Below are 17,629 nucleotides of genomic sequence, written 5' to 3'. Positions count from 1 at the left end.
TAACATGTTTCCCACATCAAAAACCTGTTGGCCTCAAGGCCGGTAACAGGTGTCATCCTTCAGACAGGAGTTTTTTAATGTCCAAACAACAGATCGGCGTTGTCGGTATGGCGGTGATGGGCCGTAACCTGGCGCTCAACATCGAAAGTCGTGGTTATTCCGTCTCTATCTTTAACCGTTCATCAGACAAAACCGACGAAGTGGTTGCTGAGAATCCAGGTAAAAATCTGGTGCCAAGTTATACCGTTGAAGAGTTTGTTGATTCACTGGAAAAACCACGCCGTATCCTGCTGATGGTGAAAGCGGGTGAAGCAACAGATAAAACTATCGCTTCACTGACGCCACATCTTGATAAAGGTGACATTCTGATTGATGGTGGCAATACTTACTACAAAGACACCATCCGTCGTAATCGTGAACTTTCTGCACAGGGCTTTAACTTTATCGGTACTGGTGTTTCCGGTGGCGAAGAGGGCGCATTAAAAGGTCCTTCAATCATGCCTGGTGGTCAGAAAGAAGCCTACGAGCTGGTTGCACCTATTCTTGAGAAAATTGCTGCTCGTGCCGATGATGGTGAAGCCTGTGTTGCTTATATCGGTGCAGACGGTGCTGGCCATTATGTCAAAATGGTTCACAACGGTATCGAATACGGTGACATGCAGTTGATCGCAGAAGCTTATTCTCTGCTAAAACAGTCTTTGGGTTTGAGCAACGAAGAGCTGGCAAGCACCTTTACTGAATGGAATAAAGGCGAGCTGAATAGCTACCTGATTGATATCACGAAAGATATCTTCACCAAGAAAGATGAAGCCGGTAAATATCTGGTTGATGTGATTCTGGATGAAGCTGCCAATAAAGGCACCGGTAAGTGGACCAGCCAAAGTTCTCTGGATTTGGGTGAGCCATTAACACTGATTACTGAATCTGTGTTTGCCCGCTATTTGTCTTCTCTGAAAGACCAGCGTGTTGCTGCATCTAAAGTACTGACTGGCCCTAAAGTACAGCCTTTCGCCGGTGATAAAGCTGAGTTTATCGAAAAAATCCGTCGTGCATTGTATCTGGGTAAAATCGTTTCTTATGCACAAGGTTTCTCTCAACTGAAAGCGGCTTCAGAGGAGAATAACTGGGATCTGCATTACGGTGAAATCGCTAAGATTTTCCGTGCCGGTTGCATTATCCGTGCACAGTTCTTGCAGAAAATCACAGATGCTTATGCAGAGAATGCCGATATTGCTAACTTGTTGCTGGCACCATACTTCAAGCAGATTGCTGATGAATACCAGCAAGCACTGCGTGATGTTGTGTCTTATGCTGTTCAGAACGGTATCCCGACACCAACATTCTCTGCTGCGATTAACTACTACGATAGCTACCGCTCAGCAGTATTGCCTGCCAACCTGATTCAGGCGCAGCGCGACTATTTTGGCGCGCATACTTATAAGCGTGTAGATAAAGAAGGTGTATTCCACACTGAATGGATGGAGTAATCCACCTTTCGGCTACTGCGCGTTCGTATTTTGACATTGGGCAGTGCTCGTCATCCTCACGTACTGAGTGTCCGTGAGGATGATTGCGCGCTGTCCGCAATCAAACGACTTCCGCTCATTATGCCTTTAGTGGTAAATACCCTTGAGTACATTGTGTTGATGAGTGGTTTACCACAATAAAAATGCCCCCGCAGTTAAACCGTCGGGGGCATTTTTTTATCCTACAGAAGTGTACAAGAAAATTACTTCTCGTGGCGCTCCCGTAGGCGGCCAATCACTTTGCTGAGATCCAAATCTTGATCTTGTAATAACACCAACAGGTGATACATCAAATCTGCGGATTCGTTGGTCAACTCTTCGCGATCATTCACTGTCGCGGCAAGGGCGGTTTCTACACCTTCTTCCCCCACTTTTTGCGCGATGCGTTTAGTACCACTGGCATAGAGTTTGGCCGTATAAGAGCTGGCCGGATCGGCTGATTTACGTGATGCTAGCAGCTGCTCTAATTGATACAGGAAACTCCAGTCGCTGGCCGCCGGTGCGAAGCAACTGTTATTGCCCAAATGACAGGTCGGGCCGATAGGATTAACCAGAATCAACAGGGTGTCATTGTCGCAATCAGGGTAGATATTTACCACATTGAGGAAGTGCCCTGAGCTTTCGCCCTTCGTCCATAGCCGCTGTTTGGTACGCGAGAAGAAGGTCACTTTGCCGGTTTCTTCTGTCACCGCCAGTGCTTCCCGATTCATATACCCCATCATCAGAACTTCACCGGATACGGCATGCTGAACGATCGCTGGCATCAGATTGTCGACTTTTTCCCAATCTAGTTGGTTAATTTGTTGTTCGCTTAACACACTCTTATCTCCACGCCTTGTTCAGACAAATACTTTTTCAATTCGCCGATATTAATGATTTGCTTATGGAATACTGAGGCGGCTAGTGCGCCATCAACATCCGCATCACGGAACGCTTCAAGGAAGTGTTCCGGTGTTCCGGCTCCGCCAGAGGCGATCAGCGGTACATGACAGATAGCACGCATCTGCTTCAATTGGCGCAAATCATAACCGTTACGCACGCCATCCTGATTCATCATATTCAGCACAATTTCACCGGCCCCACGTAATTGGACTTCTTTGATCCAATCTTCGGTCTGCCAGGTGGTGGCTTTGGTGCGCTTTTCGTCACCGGTGAACTGATATACCTGATAACTATTACTTTCCGCGTCATACCAAGTATCAATACCGACAACAATGCATTGTACGCCATAGCGGTCGGCCAGTCGGGTAATTAACGTTGGGTCCGCAAGGGCCGGTGAATTAATAGAGATTTTATCGGCGCCAAAGGTCAGAATCTGACCGGCATCTTCAACACTCTTAATCCCACCGGCAACGCAGAAAGGAATATCAATCACTTCCGCGACCCGTGATACCCAGCTTTTATCGACAACTCGACCATCTGCGGAGGCTGTAATATCGTAAAATACCAGCTCGTCGGCACCTTCTTGCGCATAACGCTGCGCCAGCGGCACGATGTCCCCAATGATTTCATGGTTACGGAACTGGACGCCTTTAACGACTTGCCCGTCTTTCACATCCAGACAAGGAATTATACGTTTTGCCAGCATGCGATCGCCTCCTTCACGTTAAATTTGCCGTCCAGTAGCGCGCGGCCCACAATCACACCTTGCACACCACTGCCACGTAAGCGGGCGATATCATCCAGACAGCCAATGCCGCCGGAGGCCTGAAATGCCACTTGTGGATAGCGCTGACACACTTCCTGATACAGCTCGACATTTGAGCCACTCAAGGTGCCATCACGGGAAATATCGGTGCACAGCACATGTTTCAGGCCGAAAGGCAGAAATTGTTCAACAATTTGCTCTAATGTGGCATCGGAGTTCTCCTGCCAGCCACTGATAGCCACTTGCTTGCGACCGGCCTCATTAATACGGACATCCAGAGCTAATACAATGGCTTCTGAACCGTAGCGCTCAAACCACTGTTGCACCATTTCAGGTTGCTTAACGGCGGTTGAACCGACTACAACGCGCGTCGCGCCAGCTTCCAGTAATGCGATAACATCTTGCTCGTTGCGGATACCACCGCCGACTTGCACTGGCACATCAACACCAGCCAGTAACTCGCGCAATAATGGGATCTGGCGAGCCGCAGGATCTTTGGCTCCAGTCAAATCAACCAAATGCAATACCTGAGCGCCTTGCTGTTGGTAATCCTGTAAGCGTGGCAATGGGTGATTGCCATAGTCGCGCTGCTGGCCGTAATCGCCTTGATGCAAACGCACCACCTTGCCTTCGATCAAATCCAAAGCGGGAATAATCATGGTGCTTACATCTCCAGAAAGTTTTTTAGCAGTTGGGCTCCAGCCGCTCCGGAGCGTTCCGGATGAAACTGCACACCAAAGAAGTTGTCTTTTTCGACTGCGGCGGTAAACGGCTCGCCGTAATTGGCTTGGGCGATGGTATTTGGGCATATTGGCATTGCATATCCGTGCACAAAGTAGAAATAAGTTCCGTCTGGGATACCACGGAACAGATGATTTCCCGCCTGCGCGGTAATCTGGTTCCAACCCATATGCGGTAACGGTAAACCGAAGTCCGTCATCTGTTTTACCGGGGTATCAATAATACTGAGCGTCTCGATACCGCCACTTTCTTCACTGCTGGTTGCCAGCAACTGCATGCCGAGGCAGATACCTAACACTGGCTGGGTACAGCTTTTAATTAACTCGATAAGTTCGCGTTGCTTTAATTGATCCATTGCGGCGTGCGCTGTGCCGACGCCGGGTAGGAATAACTTATCGGCGCGCAGCACAATCTCCGGGTCACGGCTGATAACCGGCGCATAGCCTAAACGCTGCACCGCATAGGTGACAGAGGAGAGGTTGGCACAACCGGTATCCAGAATCACCACTTCCATCACAGCACTCCTTTGGAACTTGGCAGGGTGTTACCCTCAACACGGATCGCCTGGCGCAAGGTGCGGCCAAATACTTTAAACAGACTTTCTACCCGGTGGTGGTCGTTGCGGCCTTTGGTTTTCAGGTGCAGGGTGCAGGCCATAGCATAAGAGAGGGAGCGGAAGAAATGCTCGACCATCTCGGTGCTGAGGTCGCCAACACGCTGGTAGTTAAACTCAGCTTTATATTCCAGGTGCGGTCGGCCGGAAATATCCAGCGCACAACGTGCCAGGCATTCATCCATTGGCAGCACAAAGCCAAAACGGCCAATACCGCGTTTGTCACCCAGTGCATTGTTAATGGCCTCGCCCAGTGCCAGCGCGGTATCTTCCACGGTGTGGTGGTCATCAATATAGAGATCGCCACTGACCTGAATATCCATACGGAAACCGCCGTGAGTGGCAATCTGATCCAGCATGTGGTCAAAGAAGCCGACGCCGGTTTTGATCTTGCTGCCACCTTCGCGATCCAGCCAGACATCAACGTCAATCGCTGTTTCTTTGGTGACACGGTTAACATGAGCATGACGATCGCGTTGTGTCAGTTGCTTGGCGATTTGTGACCAATTTAGACCATCACGTTGATAACGTAAGCCACTGATGCCCATATTTTGAGCCAATTGCAGGTCAGTCTCGCGGTCACCAATCACATAGCTATTGGCGCTGTTCATCACCCCCTCAGCTAAATAGCTTTCGACCAATGCGGTTTTTGGCTTCCGACAAGTACAGTTATCTGACGGCAAGTGTGGGCAAATCAAAACCTGCTCAAAATTGATCCCCTGAGAGCTGAAAATCTGCATCATCAGGTTGTGCGGCGGATCAAAGGTTTCTTGAGGGAAACTGCTCGTCCCCAAGCCATCCTGATTAGTGATCATCACCAAACGATAATCTGCTTTTTGCAGTGCCAGTAATGCCGGGATCACCTCTGGCTCCAGCGCCAGTTTATCCAACCGATCAACTTGATAGTCTTCCGGTGGCTCAGCAATCAAGGTGCCGTCTCGGTCAATAAAAAGAAATTTCTGGCTCATATCGTTTCCTTACGGATGCTGGAGGTATGGGTCTTCTCAGTTTTATTCGTACTATTGAGGCTATCAATACCTGGCAAGGGAGCCAGAGCCGCAATGACTCGCTCACACTCTTGACGGGTACCGATAGTAATGCGCAAGCAGTTGGATAAACTTGGTTGCTTATTTTGGTCACGCAAAATAATGCCTTGATCCCACAGTGTTTTGAACACACTGCTGGAAGCAGTGAAGCGCGCCAATAAATAGTTACTCTCGCTAGTAAATACCTGTTCAACACAGGCGCAGTCTTGCAGCGCATTCTGAAGCCATTCGCGATTGGCTCGAACTTCATTTACCCGCTGGCGCATTTGCTCAAGGCCCTGCGGGCTGAGTGCTTGTGCGGCAATATCAGCAACCGGTGTTGATAATGGGTAGGGCGCTATCACTTTAAGCAGCAGTTGGATGATATCGCTGTTGGCGAGTGTAAAGCCACAACGTAAACCCGCTAATGCGAAGGCTTTCGATAAGGTGCGCAAAATGACTAAATTCGGATAATCTTTTAACCAACCACTCACTGAGGCTTGTGGACAGAACTCAATATAGGCTTCGTCGATAGCCACGATAGCGCGGCCTTGTGCCAGTTCCAGTATTTCACGTAAATCAGCAGGGTTGATTAAGTTGCCGGTCGGGTTGTTTGGGCTGCAAACGTAAATCAGTTTCACCCCATCCAAACTCTCTTTAATGGCGGGTAAATCCAATTGCCAGTCGGCTTTAGCCTGAACTGTACGCCGTTCAACACCAAAGGTTTCGGCACTCACGGCATACATACCATAAGTCGGCGGGCAGAACAGAATGGCATCTTTACCCGGCTCGCAGAAAGCACGAATCAGCAGTTCAATACCTTCGTCGGCTCCACGGCTGACCAGAACTTGCTCCGTCTCTAAACCCGCGTAGGCGGCATAGCGCTCAATAACCAGCTTGGGTTGGCATTCGGGGTAGCGGTTGAATGTTTGCGCCGTGAGTTGGTATTCGGTCGCCAGCGGATATTCATTCGCATTGAGCCACACATCGCCATTTCCCCCCAAGCGGCGGGCAGACATATAAGGGGTCAGTGCGCGGACGTTGGCGCGCGCCAAATCAGTGACATTGGCAGACTTACTCATGCTTGCTCCTTATTGGTGGCTGTCAGGGCAGCGACACGTAGGGTGACGGCGTTTTTGTGGGCGGTCAGTTGTTCAGCCTGCGCCAGAGTTTCAATGGTTGATGCCAGACCTAACAGCCCCTGTGGGGTTAGCTGCTGCACAGTCATCCGTTTAACAAAGTCGGCCAATCCCAAACTGGAATAGGTCGAGGTATAACCATAGGTTGGCAGCACGTGGTTAGTCCCGGATGCATAGTCACCGGCTGATTCTGGCGACCAGTCACCCATAAACACGGAACCGGCATTATCGATTTGATCGATAATATCTTGCGGTTGACGTATTTGCAGAATCAAGTGTTCTGGACCGTATTCATTGCTGATATCAATGCATTGTTGTAAATCTTTGGTGATGATCAAACGGCTGCTTTCCAGCGCCTGGCGGGCGATATCAGCACGCGATAACTGCTGGAGTTGCTCTTCAACAGCGACAGCTACCGCTTGAGCAATAGCCGCGTCTGGGGTCAGCAACACGACTTGAGAATCTGGACCATGCTCGGCCTGAGACAGCAAGTCAGAGGCGATAAACGCTGGTGTGGCACCGCTATCGGCGATAACCAACACTTCTGACGGACCTGCTGGCATATCAATCGCTGCGCCATCCAGCCGTTGGCTGACTTGGCGTTTTGCTTCAGTGACATAAGCATTGCCCGGCCCAAAGATTTTATTCACTTTGGGTACTGACTCACTGCCGAAGGCCATGGCGGCGATGGCTTGCGCCCCACCAATCTGGAACACTTCTTGAATGCCACATAATTGCGCGGCATACAGAATTTCATCGGCAATCGGTGGTGGAGAACATAAAATGACTCGCTGACAACCCGCAATGCGCGCCGGGGTACCGAGCATCAGCACGGTAGAGAGCAGTGGAGCCGAGCCACCGGGAATATATAAGCCGACGGAGGCTATCGGGCGAGTAATCTGTTGGCAGCGCACGCCCGGCTGCGTTTCAACATCCACCACCGGCATTTTCTGCGCATTGTGGAAGATTTCAATATTGCGTACCGCTTGTGCCATGGCTTGCTTGATGTCGTCATTCAGGCGTCCGGCGGCAGCGGCTATCTCATCGCTACTGATGCGGATATCATTAACTTGCACAGTATCAAAACGTTGGCTGAAATCACGTAAAGCGCTGTCGCCCTCGGCTTTCACCCGGTCGAGGATTTCGCTGACTGTCGCGGTAATCCTGTCTGATGCATTAATAGCTGGGCGGCTCAACAGCGCTTTTTGCTGCTCTTTGCTGCATTGCTGCCAGTCGATTAGGGTATTGAAATTCGTCGGCTGCATGGGTTACTCCATCATTTTTTCAATCGGTAATACCAGAATGGAGCTGGCACCCAGCGCCTTCAGTTTTTCCATGGTTTCCCAGAACAGCGTTTCGCTACTGACCATGTGCATGGCTACGCGGCTCTTGTCTCCTGCCAATGGCAGAATAGTCGGGCGCTCAGCACCGGGCAGCAGGGTAATGATTTCATCCAGACGCTCGCTTGGTGCGTGCATCATAATGTACTTGGATTCACGGGCTTGAATAACGCCCTGAATACGGGTCATCAGGCGGTCAATCAGTTGCTGTTTGTCAGCCGGCATTTCGCCATCACGTTGAATCAGGCAAGCTTTGGAGCGGTAGATAACTTCAACTTCGCGCAGGCCGTTGGCCTCTAAGGTGGCACCGGTTGACACCAAATCGCAGATGACATCGGCCAAACCGGCACGTGGTGCAACCTCAACCGAACCATTCAGTAAGCAGGATTTGAAAGTAACGCCTTGTTTATCAAGATATTGCTTTAAAATGTGTGGGTAAGAGGTAGCGATGCGTTTATTTTGCAGACATTGCGGGCCGGTATACTCGGTATCCAGTGAGGCGGCGAGTGATAAACGGCAGCCACCGAAATCCAGGCGGCGCAAGGTGAAGTAACGTGGGTCTTCGCCCTGAGCTCGGCGGCTCAGTAACTCTTCTTCCAGCACGTTTTCGCCAATAATGCCCAGATCAACCACGCCATCCATCACCAGCCCAGGGATATCGTCATCACGCACACGTAGGATATCGATTGGCATATTTTCAGCGAAAGCAATCAGGCGCTGTTGTTGCAAATTGATTTTAATCCCGCAGCGCGATAGCAGTTCGTGGCAATCGTCACTCAGGCGGCCTGATTTCTGCATCGCAATGCGCAAACGTGTTTTATCTAACATGGTAATCCTCTTAACCTATTAATTTAATTTTATAAAATCGTGGGCAACAAAAAAGCCCTCGGAAGATTATCTTCCGAGGGCTTTCTCTATTGCGTTCTACCGCCACCTGGAAGATTCGTTAACCGTCTTCCAGCACACATCGGCCTGCAAGACTAGTCAGGATGATGGTGATGATGGTGATTAAATTGAACGCGATTCATAGTAGCTTCTCTGTTTAGGCTTGCTGATATAGCCAAAATAGCCATATGCAGGACGTGCCATAATTTCTGTCAATCAACGTAAACCATTAAGCGGGTAGGGCGCAACCTTTTTTTCATTGGGCTGTTTTATTTCAAAGCAAGCGCGGTCGTTTATCTGCTGAATGTGCCTTGCCTTTCGGTGATTATCACTTCTATTTGAGACGATTTAAGCAGAAAATTATTACGGATGACTCTTGTGCCGATGAATGAAAAATTGCCATGTTTTATGAGAATTCCAGCCATTTGTGGAAGCCAACAGAGTCCACAATACCAAAGGCTTTGCTACCACGATGGATGGAGTGACGGTTAAACAGGACGGTGGGGCAAATATTGCGGCACTAAAGCTGGGCGTGGAAGGCCAGATAAATAAGCACGCCAATCTCTGGGAGAATGTTGTCCAGCAGGTGGGCAAGGTACAGTCTCATAGTTCAGTTATATTAATTATTTGATATGGGGAGTGGATTTTTTATATAAATAAATACCTATTAGCATGACTATAACGCCGATTGAAAATAAATATAACAATGAATTTACATTTCCAGTCTGATAATTTGGCATTCCAAACAGATCGGTTTCCATAAAGTAGCTTCTTATAGATCCAATACAAAATAAAATTCCACAAATAATGCCTGATGTGCCTAAATATCTTGCCGGATTCTTCATAAACAGTTCAAAGGTATTATTCGAAAAAAACATATGGTGCTCCATATTTTAAAGTAAACGACAAAGTGTACTTAATTAGCTTATGACGACTTTGTTTGTAGAGTCTGAAGCTTGTGTCTATCCATTATTCAAGCTTTATACACCATGAATTAATGTGAAAAAATGAATCTTCATAGCAAGATAAAACGGCTGAATCGTAAGGCGGTTAGATACTCAACATCCACAGAAATATATAACAGGATCATCGGTACATTTATTGAGCGCGGACATTATTTGTTTTAATCATACTCATTATATTGGGTGTACTATCAACCTAAAAGGGATTTTTATGAGAGTATCAACTAAATTTAACATGTTATCGACCATTGCTGGAATAACAATATTTTTGCATTCTCCTTTATATGCCGCTGATACAGTGAGAAATTATAAATACTCATTATCTGATGGAATAGATATTTGCTTTAAGAAAGTTAAAGAAAAGCTTGGTGGTGAGACAAAGGTTTCAACATTAAGTACATTTTTCTCTTCCGGGGGCGAAATTAAGTCCCGTAACGAGCCGCAAGGTGCGATGACAACTTGTAGTGTCTCTTACCTGAACCCGGAAAACGCGAATAGATTGTTAAGTATGCGCATGGATACTCGAACCGGTGAGTTTCAAAGCCCGCGCCAGGTAGAGATACGCGTGAGTGGTGATTCAGCAAAATTCAATCTAAATAACTACCTGATTCCTCTTGATAAAATCGATATGTCGTCTCTTCCTGCGTTTATGGCAAGTCAGGAGAAAAAATTGAGTGAGCGTTACTCAACATTCGCCTGGACCGGTGTCCGTCTAACCAGTCCGGGTACCTTTAGTAATAAGCATCAGCTGCGTGTTGATGTGGGCGGGCGACTCGCCGTCAATGACATATTGGATACCGGCTATGCTGAACTCTCGGTAGATGGTAAGACAGTCAATAAAAACCGACTAGTCAAATAAGGGGAGCTGTAATCTGTATTCCTCAAGTGAAGTTAATTGGATGGATACCCATCTAACTTGAGTTTTGAAGAATATACGGCTTAAGTCCCTTGCCAATCCAGGTAAGTGGACGAACTCCTAGATCGTTATAAAATCAGCCGCAGCCATCAGCGTATGGCTGCGGTAGATCTTTCCTTTGCGCATATCTTTAGATAAATCAATCAGATCCCTCAATAACAAGTCAATACCATGGTATGGTAATTGTTAGCTTTTAATTATTGGCGTAAGTTTAGGGTGAAGCCATTCTGGAGATGATGACAATGAAAAAGGTATCAATTATAGGTCTTGGTTGGTTAGGCCTGCCTTTAGCGCAATCACTGATCCGCCGTGGTGTTCAGGTGGTGGGGAGTAAAACTACGCCAGATGGTGTTGAGGCGGTCAGGATGAGTGGGATTGATTGCTATCAATTGCAACTGACTCCCGAACTGATTTGTGAACCGGATGATTTGGCGCAGCTGATGGCGGCCGATGTCCTGATCATCACCTTGCCAGCCAGCCGCACCACTGAAGCTGGGGCGCAGTATTTCCAAGCGGTGCGGATGGTGGTCGATAGCGCGCTAGCTTTTGGCGTGCCACGCATTATTTTCACCAGCTCGACTTCAGTTTATGGCGAAACGCGTGGTCGTATTAAGGAGAGTTCACCGCTGCAACCAGTAACTACTGCAGGTAAAACGCTGGAAGAACTCGAACTCTGGCTGCATCAGTTGCCTAATACTTCCGTGGATATCTTGCGTCTGGCGGGGTTGGTGGGTGCGGATCGTCATCCGGGGCGTTTTCTTGCCGGGAAAACCAATGTGAAAGGTGGTTCGCAGGGCGTGAATCTGGTGCATCAGGAAGATGTGATATCCGCTATCGAGTTACTGCTTAATTTACCCAAAGGCGGTCATGTTTATAATCTTTGTGCGCCCAAGCACCCACGCAAACGTGACTTTTACCCAGCCTGTGCACGGGCCTTGGAACTGACGCCGCCCGAATTTGCCCCAGAAGATATTGAAGAGCCAATCCGTGAGATTGACGGCAGTAAGATTTGCAGTGAGTTGGGGTTCGAATATGCTTATCCGGATCCTGAAAGAATGCCTTTAAACTAATGATATAAAAGGCGAGCGGCTCTAAGTGCCGCTTGCCCTTTCACTCAATACATAGCTAAGTATCATCGCTTCTGATGAATATAGGTCAGTGCCAAGGCCATCGCCAATACCAGCCCTTTGATGATGTCCATTGCATAGTAAGGCACTGACAGCATAACCAGCCCATTTTGCAGCACACCCAGAATCACGGCACCAATCAAGGTACCGACAGCATTAGGTTTACCCGAGCCAGCCAGTGAAAAACCAATATAAGCGGCTGCCACTGCATCCATCAGGTAACCGCCACCGGCATTGACTTGTGATGAGCCAATTCTGGATGCCAGTAGAATCCCACCCAATGCCGCCAAAAGTGACGACAACACGTAGGCCAGCACGCGATAGCGTACTGTGCGAATCCCCGCTAAACGGGCGGCTTCCTGATTGCCGCCAATGGCATACATCCGCCGGCCATGTTTAGTGAGCGACAAATACAACTGCACCACAATCGTCACGGCTAACATAATAAGCACGATAACCGGCACTTGCCCCAATGCTGAAAACATCTCAGGAATGACGCCTTCCGCCATATCGCCACTTGGCAGCAACATATTCTGCGTAATAGAGCCGCCGTAGCTGTAGGTCATTGCCACGCCCTGAATCACAAACAGACTGGCAAGGGTTGCCAGCATATCGGGGATCTTCAGGACCACAATCAGAAACGCGTTAAACAGACCCACCAGCGTACAAATCAGCAGGGTCAGAATGATAGCGCCGGTGGTGCCAAAGCCGTACCAGACAAACAGCGACACCACGATGGCATTAGCCAGCGAAGCTGTCGAACCAACCGACAGGTCAAATCCCCCAATTGATAGTGAGATTGACACCCCGATAGCAATCACCGTGACAATGGCAATGGAGCGCAAAATATTGATGATATTGTTCGGGTCGAGAAAATTATCTGAGGCCAGGCCAAATAACGCGATTAGCGCCACAACGGTGAGTAACATCCCCCATTTGTAGAGAAAATCAAACAACTGGTGACGCCACGGTTGTGCGTCCGGCAGGGGTATTTCTTTACTCACTGAGGGGTTCCTCCGGTTGAAAATAGTAATAATGTTTCTTCGTCGATATCTGCGGCATTCAGCTCGGCAACAATGCGGCCATCCCACAGCACACAGATACGATCACATAAGCCGACCAATTCTGAGAATTCACCGGACGCATAAATAATGCCTTTTCCCTGCTGTGCCAACCCGTCAATCAGAGCGAACAGATCCTGTTTGGCTTTGATATCCACCCCTTTGGTTGGCTCATCAAAAATCAACACTTGAGCATTGCCGCGTAACCACTTGCCGATGGCCACTTTCTGTTGATTACCCCCCGATAAACGGGCCAGTTTCTGTTGGGGCGATGAGGTGCGCACCCCAAGGCGCTGAATCAGTTCTTTAGCCCAACTCAACTCTTGGCGGCGGCTGAAAATACTCCAGCGCGAAAAACTGTCATCGGCAGCCACACTCAGGTTCATCGGGATACCTTCGTGGATAAAAATACCTTCCTTGCGCCGCTCTTCCGGAACCAGAGCCAGCCCTTGGGCGACAGACCTTTCCGGTGAGCGCGGTTTCCAGGCTTTGCCCTGCAACTCACCGTGATCAACACGGCTGGGGGTGGCACCAAATAGCGCCTTGCACAATTCAGTTTTGCCCGCGCCAGCCAACCCGGCAATACCTAGAATTTCCCCTTCATGTAATGTCAGGGAGATATCGCGCAACTTATGTTGGTCATGCAACCCACTGACGGACAACAGTGTTTTATGGCTGAGGGCTGCTCGTCGTGGCGGGAAAATATCATCCAAGGTGTGACCGAGCATCTTCTCGACAATTTGCTCGCCAGTCAGGTTGCCCATGGCATCATGGCTGACGCGCTTGCCATCACGTAGCACGGTCAGTTGATCGCAAATTTCGCGCAACTCATGGATTCGGTGCGAAATAAAAACAATCGCCATCCCTTCAGATTGCAAGCGGCGCACCACGCGAAACAGCCGAGCACTCTCTTCTTGGTCCAGTGGCGCGGTGGGTTCGTCCAAAATCAGAAAGCGGCATTGATGGGAAAGGGCGCGCGCCAGCAGCACCTGCTGTTTTTCGGCTAATGTGCAAGACTCCAGCCGCTGGCGTACATTCAATTTGAGGTCGAGTTGCTTGAGTAACGCTTCGGCCTGACGGTAAAGCTGTGGCCAGTTAAGCAGATGCCCCTGTTCAGCTAGCGTATCCAGCATAATATTTTCTGCGACAGACAAAGTAGGGATCAGCGCGACATCAACCTCTTGCTGAACCACATGAATACCGTGCTGCTTTGCGTGCCGCGGGGAGTGAATATCTATCTGCTGACCATCAATATAGATCTCGCCACTATAGTGGCTGTGGGCACCGGAAAGAATCGCCATCAAGGTCGATTTCCCCGCACCGTTAGCCCCCACAAGCGCATGGGTAGAGCCGCCTTCTAGTGTGAAATCAACTTGTTGCAGGGCATGAAATCCAGAGAACGAGATAGAGATATTCCGCATCTCAAGGCGGGAGGAGGAGGTGCTGGACATAAATTTCTGCAACTGCCCTATAAAGTATTTTAACAAACCAGGCAGTCAATAATGCTGCGGTAGTCCTCTTTTTTAACACAGTTTCGATTATTCGCAACAAACTAAAATAGTTAAGGTATATCAAAAAATTATTAAACAATGATGGGTATGCCCTTAAGATGGGAAAACAGTGATGGCATCGCAACGTGCAAGAAATAATGATTTAAAAGGAACAGTGGCATGAGCACCAACGCAATCCGAGTGCAGGTCGGGCCTGCAAACTATTTTTCTTTTCCGGGCGCTATCGATAAATTGAGCGAGTTTTATCCGCAGACGGCACTGGATAATGCACTGTGGATCTACGGCGAGCGTGCATTGGCGGCGGCCAGTGATTATTTACCTGCGGCCTTCCATAGCCCATATGCGGTGCATGCTTCATTTTCTACCCATTGCAGTGAGTCTACCGTCGCTGATTTGGTACAACAGGCCGGGAGTGACCGTCAGGTGGTGATTGGTATCGGCGGTGGGGCAGTATTGGATACGGCGAAAGTTGTGGCGCGACAATTGGGATTACCGCTGGTGGCGATTCCGACTATTGCGGCTACCTGCGCGGCCTGGACGCCACTTTCGGTTTGGTATAACGATGCCGGGCAAGCACTGAATTTTGAAATTTTCAAAGATGCTAATCACTTGGTGCTAGTTGAACCGCGCATCATTTTGCACGCTCCGGTGGAGTATCTGCTGGCGGGTATCGGCGATACATTGGCTAAATGGTACGAGGCTGTGGTATTGAGCCCGCAACCAGAGACGTTATCGCTGACAGTTCGTTTGGGATTACAAGCCGCGCTAGATATTCGCAATGTGCTGCTAAAACAGAGTGAAGCTGCATTGCAGGCGGTTAAGCAGGGCGAATTGACGCAAGATTTTCTGGATGTGGTGGATGCCATTATTGCCGGTGGCGGCATGGTGGGCGGGTTGGGGGAACGTTATACCCGAGTTGCCGCCGCTCATGCAGTACACAATGGTCTGACGCTGCTGCCACAAACTGAGCACTTCTTACACGGCACCAAGGTGGCTTACGGGATTTTGGTTCAGACCGCACTTTTGGAGCAAGATGATGCATTACAGTCACTGATTGTTGCATTCAATAAGCTAGGGTTGCCGACACATCTGGCGGCGTTGGATGTGGATATTAATGACCGTGATGCTATTGAGCGCGTAATTGGCCGAATCCTGAAACCGGGAGAGTCAATTCATTACCTGCCTGTCGAGTTGAATTCAGACAAAATGTGGGCAGCAATTGAGCGGGTGGAAATTGCCGCTCAGCGCTGATACAGCGGGGAAGTAGCCGTTTTGCGGCAGCTAAAATAATATTATCGTTTCAGGTGATTTAACATCTTGTTTTTTGCTCTCAAGTTAGGGCAAAATACACCCCATGCAATAACCGACGTTTAAACGCGTCGGTTATTTTTTTGCATTCGTGTTTTCACTAAATCAAGAGGCCGGACAACGATCCGGATAGATAAACAGGTCCGCGAGCGATTATTCACATACGAAAATCGCCGTTATGAGGAAAGAAAGATGGGGCAATTATTCACACTGGCACCGGTGCCCACCGGTATGCGCTGCACATGCAGCGATTATGGAGCAACAGGTATGGCAAATACCCGTTACACCGCTCTCGTTTCCCCACTTACGTATCCCAGGCAGATACGAAGTTTCCCCGTCACCTCTGACCTGCGAGCGACACTTGCAAATTGGGTTAAAGGTATGGGGAGGCTGAATCATGACGCATAATGCTACTGTTGCAGTCGGCACCAATCAAACTGGTGTAAATAACCGCGTTCAACTCAGAAAAACACTGACGTTGGTCCAAGTGGTGATGATGGGTCTGGCTTATTTACAGCCGATGACCATTTTCGATACGTTTGGCATTGTATCCGGCCTGACCGATGGTCATGTCGCGACGTCTTACGCCATTGCATTGATTGCGGTGCTATTCACGGCCATCAGCTATGGCAAATTGGTGAAGCGCTTCCCATCCGCGGGATCGGCTTATACCTACGCCCAGAAATCCATTAGCCCGAATGTTGGCTTTATGGTGGGTTGGTCATCATTGCTGGACTACTTGTTCATGCCGATGATTAACATTCTGTTGGCAAAAATTTATCTCGAAGCGATTTTCCCTGGTGTGCCATCGTGGATCTTTGTTGGCGCACTGGTTAGCCTGATGACGCTGTTTAACCTGCGTGGCATCAATGTGGTAGCAAACTTGAACTCCGTCATTGTGGTGGTTCAGGTGGCTATCATGGTGGTCTTCATGGGGCTGTTGATTCATGGGGTTTATCAGGGGGAAGGTGCGGGTACATTGGTTAGCCCACGTCCGTTCTACTCTGAAAATGCCCATTTGGTGCCGATGATAACCGGGGCCACGATACTGTGCTTCTCATTCCTTGGTTTCGACGGCATCAGCTCGCTGTCTGAAGAAACACCGGATGCCGGTAAAGTGATCCCAAAAGCCATTTTCCTGACGGCGTTAATTGGCGGTGTCATCTTTATTGTGGTGTCTTACTTCTTGCAGCTCTATTTCCCGGACATTTCGCGCTTCAGCGATCCTGATGCGTCACAGCCGGAAATTATGCTGTTTGTTGCGGGTAAATTCTTCCAGTCAGTGATTCTGTGCTTCTCTTGTGTCACGGTATTGGCATCAGGTATGGCGGCACATGCGGGCGTTTCGCGCTTGTTGTATGTGATGGGGCGCGACGGGGTATTCCCGGAGAAAGTGTTTGGTTACGTGCATCCGAAATGGCGTACTCCAGCTATCAACGTATTGTTGGTGGGTGGCGTGGCATTGTCCGCTATTTCCTTTGACTTGGTAACGGCAACTGCATTGATTAACTTCGGTGCGTTGGTGGCCTTTACCTTCGTTAACTTGTCGGTGATTTCACAGTTCTATATCCGTGAGCGCCGCAATCGCACGTTTAAGGATCATTTCAGCTACCTGATTCTGCCGATGATTGGCGCAGGGACGGTCGGTGTGCTGTGGATGAATCTGGAAAGCAGTTCAATGACGCTGGGCTTGGTGTGGGGCGCGATTGGCCTGTTATATATGGTCTGGAAAACCCGCGCTTTCCGTCAGGCGTTGCCACAATTTAATGGCGAACTGGCACAGTAATAGTCTGTTATTGCTGACGAAAAACGGAGCCAAATGGCTCC

At 49.1% G+C, this 17,629-nt stretch carries 17 protein-coding genes, 2 pseudogenes and 1 other annotated feature; of the genes and pseudogenes, 8 read left to right on the top strand and 11 right to left on the bottom strand.

All coding sequences use genetic code 11. The features are described from left to right. Window positions 1–77 precede the first annotated feature (77 nt). On the top strand, window positions 78–1,487 hold the full coding sequence (gene gndA / locus FTA96_RS08410) for an NADP-dependent phosphogluconate dehydrogenase (protein WP_050106834.1): 1,410 nt from the start codon (window positions 78–80) through the stop codon (window positions 1,485–1,487). A gap of 242 nt (window positions 1,488–1,729) precedes the next feature. Here the strand turns inward: gndA and hisIE are convergent, their stop codons facing one another. The 9 genes from hisIE to hisL all read right to left on the bottom strand — a co-directional run bounded on the left by hisIE (window position 1,730) and on the right by hisL (window position 9,060). Beyond that, window positions 1,730–2,344, bottom strand: a complete 615-nt coding sequence (gene hisIE / locus FTA96_RS08405; protein WP_050106833.1) for a bifunctional phosphoribosyl-AMP cyclohydrolase/phosphoribosyl-ATP diphosphatase HisIE — start codon at window positions 2,342–2,344, stop codon at window positions 1,730–1,732. After that, the gene (gene hisF, locus FTA96_RS08400; RefSeq protein WP_050106832.1) at window positions 2,338–3,114 is read right to left on the bottom strand and encodes an imidazole glycerol phosphate synthase subunit HisF; all 777 of its coding nucleotides are present in this window, start codon (window positions 3,112–3,114) and stop codon (window positions 2,338–2,340) included. The genes hisIE and hisF overlap by 7 nt, the downstream gene beginning before the upstream one ends. After that, window positions 3,096–3,833 (bottom strand): 1-(5-phosphoribosyl)-5-[(5-phosphoribosylamino)methylideneamino]imidazole-4-carboxamide isomerase, encoded by a 738-nt coding sequence (gene hisA, locus FTA96_RS08395; RefSeq protein ID WP_050106831.1) that lies wholly within the window; start codon window positions 3,831–3,833, stop codon window positions 3,096–3,098. Before hisA ends, hisF begins: the two co-directional genes overlap by 19 nt. Window positions 3,834–3,838: 5 nt before the next feature. Continuing rightward, the gene (gene hisH / locus FTA96_RS08390; RefSeq protein WP_050106830.1) at window positions 3,839–4,429 is read right to left on the bottom strand and encodes an imidazole glycerol phosphate synthase subunit HisH; all 591 of its coding nucleotides are present in this window, start codon (window positions 4,427–4,429) and stop codon (window positions 3,839–3,841) included. After that, window positions 4,429–5,496 carry a bifunctional histidinol-phosphatase/imidazoleglycerol-phosphate dehydratase HisB gene (hisB, locus tag FTA96_RS08385; protein WP_050122278.1) on the bottom strand — a complete coding sequence of 356 codons (1,068 nt, stop codon included), beginning with the start codon at window positions 5,494–5,496 and terminating at the stop codon, window positions 4,429–4,431. Before hisB ends, hisH begins: the two co-directional genes overlap by 1 nt. Further along, complete coding sequence (gene hisC / locus FTA96_RS08380; RefSeq protein WP_145506778.1) at window positions 5,493–6,635, bottom strand: histidinol-phosphate transaminase; 1,143 nt, start codon at window positions 6,633–6,635, stop codon at window positions 5,493–5,495. Before hisC ends, hisB begins: the two co-directional genes overlap by 4 nt. Beyond that, window positions 6,632–7,957, bottom strand: coding sequence for a histidinol dehydrogenase (gene hisD / locus FTA96_RS08375; protein ID WP_050106827.1), 1,326 nt, complete (start codon window positions 7,955–7,957; stop codon window positions 6,632–6,634). The genes hisC and hisD overlap by 4 nt, the downstream gene beginning before the upstream one ends. Window positions 7,958–7,960: 3 nt before the next feature. Continuing rightward, on the bottom strand, window positions 7,961–8,860 hold the full coding sequence (gene hisG / locus FTA96_RS08370; protein ID WP_004388789.1) for an ATP phosphoribosyltransferase: 900 nt from the start codon (window positions 8,858–8,860) through the stop codon (window positions 7,961–7,963). Window positions 8,861–8,906: 46 nt separating this feature from the next. Beyond that, window positions 8,907–9,037 (bottom strand) — a sequence feature (His leader region). Continuing rightward, window positions 9,013–9,060 carry a his operon leader peptide gene (gene hisL / locus FTA96_RS08365; RefSeq protein WP_002231208.1) on the bottom strand — a complete coding sequence of 16 codons (48 nt, stop codon included), beginning with the start codon at window positions 9,058–9,060 and terminating at the stop codon, window positions 9,013–9,015. Its footprint overlaps the feature before it by 25 nt. Window positions 9,061–9,332: 272 nt before the next feature. On the opposite strand from hisL, the pseudogene FTA96_RS08360 reads away from it, so the two are divergent. From FTA96_RS08360 to FTA96_RS08345, 4 genes and pseudogenes are all read left to right on the top strand, one after another. Next, window positions 9,333–9,548 (top strand): annotated as a pseudogene (locus tag FTA96_RS08360) (autotransporter outer membrane beta-barrel domain-containing protein); the annotation flags it as partial. A 370-nt stretch (window positions 9,549–9,918) separates the two neighbouring features. Next, window positions 9,919–10,044: pseudogene (locus FTA96_RS08355) on the top strand (IS1 family transposase); the annotation flags it as partial. A 46-nt stretch (window positions 10,045–10,090) separates the two neighbouring features. Then, window positions 10,091–10,738 carry a hypothetical protein gene (locus tag FTA96_RS08350; RefSeq protein WP_050134595.1) on the top strand — a complete coding sequence of 216 codons (648 nt, stop codon included), beginning with the start codon at window positions 10,091–10,093 and terminating at the stop codon, window positions 10,736–10,738. A gap of 299 nt (window positions 10,739–11,037) precedes the next feature. Continuing rightward, complete coding sequence (locus FTA96_RS08345; RefSeq protein ID WP_050106825.1) at window positions 11,038–11,865, top strand: SDR family oxidoreductase; 828 nt, start codon at window positions 11,038–11,040, stop codon at window positions 11,863–11,865. Window positions 11,866–11,927: 62 nt separating this feature from the next. On the opposite strand, the gene FTA96_RS08340 is transcribed toward FTA96_RS08345, so the two are convergent. Both FTA96_RS08340 and FTA96_RS08335 read right to left on the bottom strand, forming a co-directional pair. Continuing rightward, on the bottom strand, window positions 11,928–12,926 hold the full coding sequence (locus tag FTA96_RS08340) for an ABC transporter permease (protein ID WP_050122267.1): 999 nt from the start codon (window positions 12,924–12,926) through the stop codon (window positions 11,928–11,930). Continuing rightward, on the bottom strand, window positions 12,923–14,434 hold the full coding sequence (locus FTA96_RS08335; protein WP_145573578.1) for a sugar ABC transporter ATP-binding protein: 1,512 nt from the start codon (window positions 14,432–14,434) through the stop codon (window positions 12,923–12,925). Before FTA96_RS08335 ends, FTA96_RS08340 begins: the two co-directional genes overlap by 4 nt. 219 nt (window positions 14,435–14,653) lie before the next feature. Here FTA96_RS08335 and FTA96_RS08330 point away from each other — a divergent pair, with 219 nt between their 5' ends. The 3 genes from FTA96_RS08330 to FTA96_RS08320 all read left to right on the top strand — a co-directional run bounded on the left by FTA96_RS08330 (window position 14,654) and on the right by FTA96_RS08320 (window position 17,588). Continuing rightward, window positions 14,654–15,745 carry an oxidoreductase gene (locus FTA96_RS08330; RefSeq protein WP_145530461.1) on the top strand — a complete coding sequence of 364 codons (1,092 nt, stop codon included), beginning with the start codon at window positions 14,654–14,656 and terminating at the stop codon, window positions 15,743–15,745. A 249-nt stretch (window positions 15,746–15,994) separates the two neighbouring features. Beyond that, window positions 15,995–16,210, top strand: a complete 216-nt coding sequence (locus FTA96_RS23725; RefSeq protein WP_050106821.1) for a hypothetical protein — start codon at window positions 15,995–15,997, stop codon at window positions 16,208–16,210. Further along, window positions 16,200–17,588, top strand: a complete 1,389-nt coding sequence (locus FTA96_RS08320) for an APC family permease (protein ID WP_050106820.1) — start codon at window positions 16,200–16,202, stop codon at window positions 17,586–17,588. Before FTA96_RS23725 ends, FTA96_RS08320 begins: the two co-directional genes overlap by 11 nt. Window positions 17,589–17,629: the final 41 nt, after the last annotated feature.

Source organism: Yersinia alsatica, from assembly GCF_902170305.1.
Classification (GTDB): Bacteria; Pseudomonadota; Gammaproteobacteria; order Enterobacterales; family Enterobacteriaceae; genus Yersinia; species Yersinia alsatica.
Note: the sequence above shows the minus strand (reverse complement) of the source record. Positions and strands in the feature narration are given on the sequence as shown.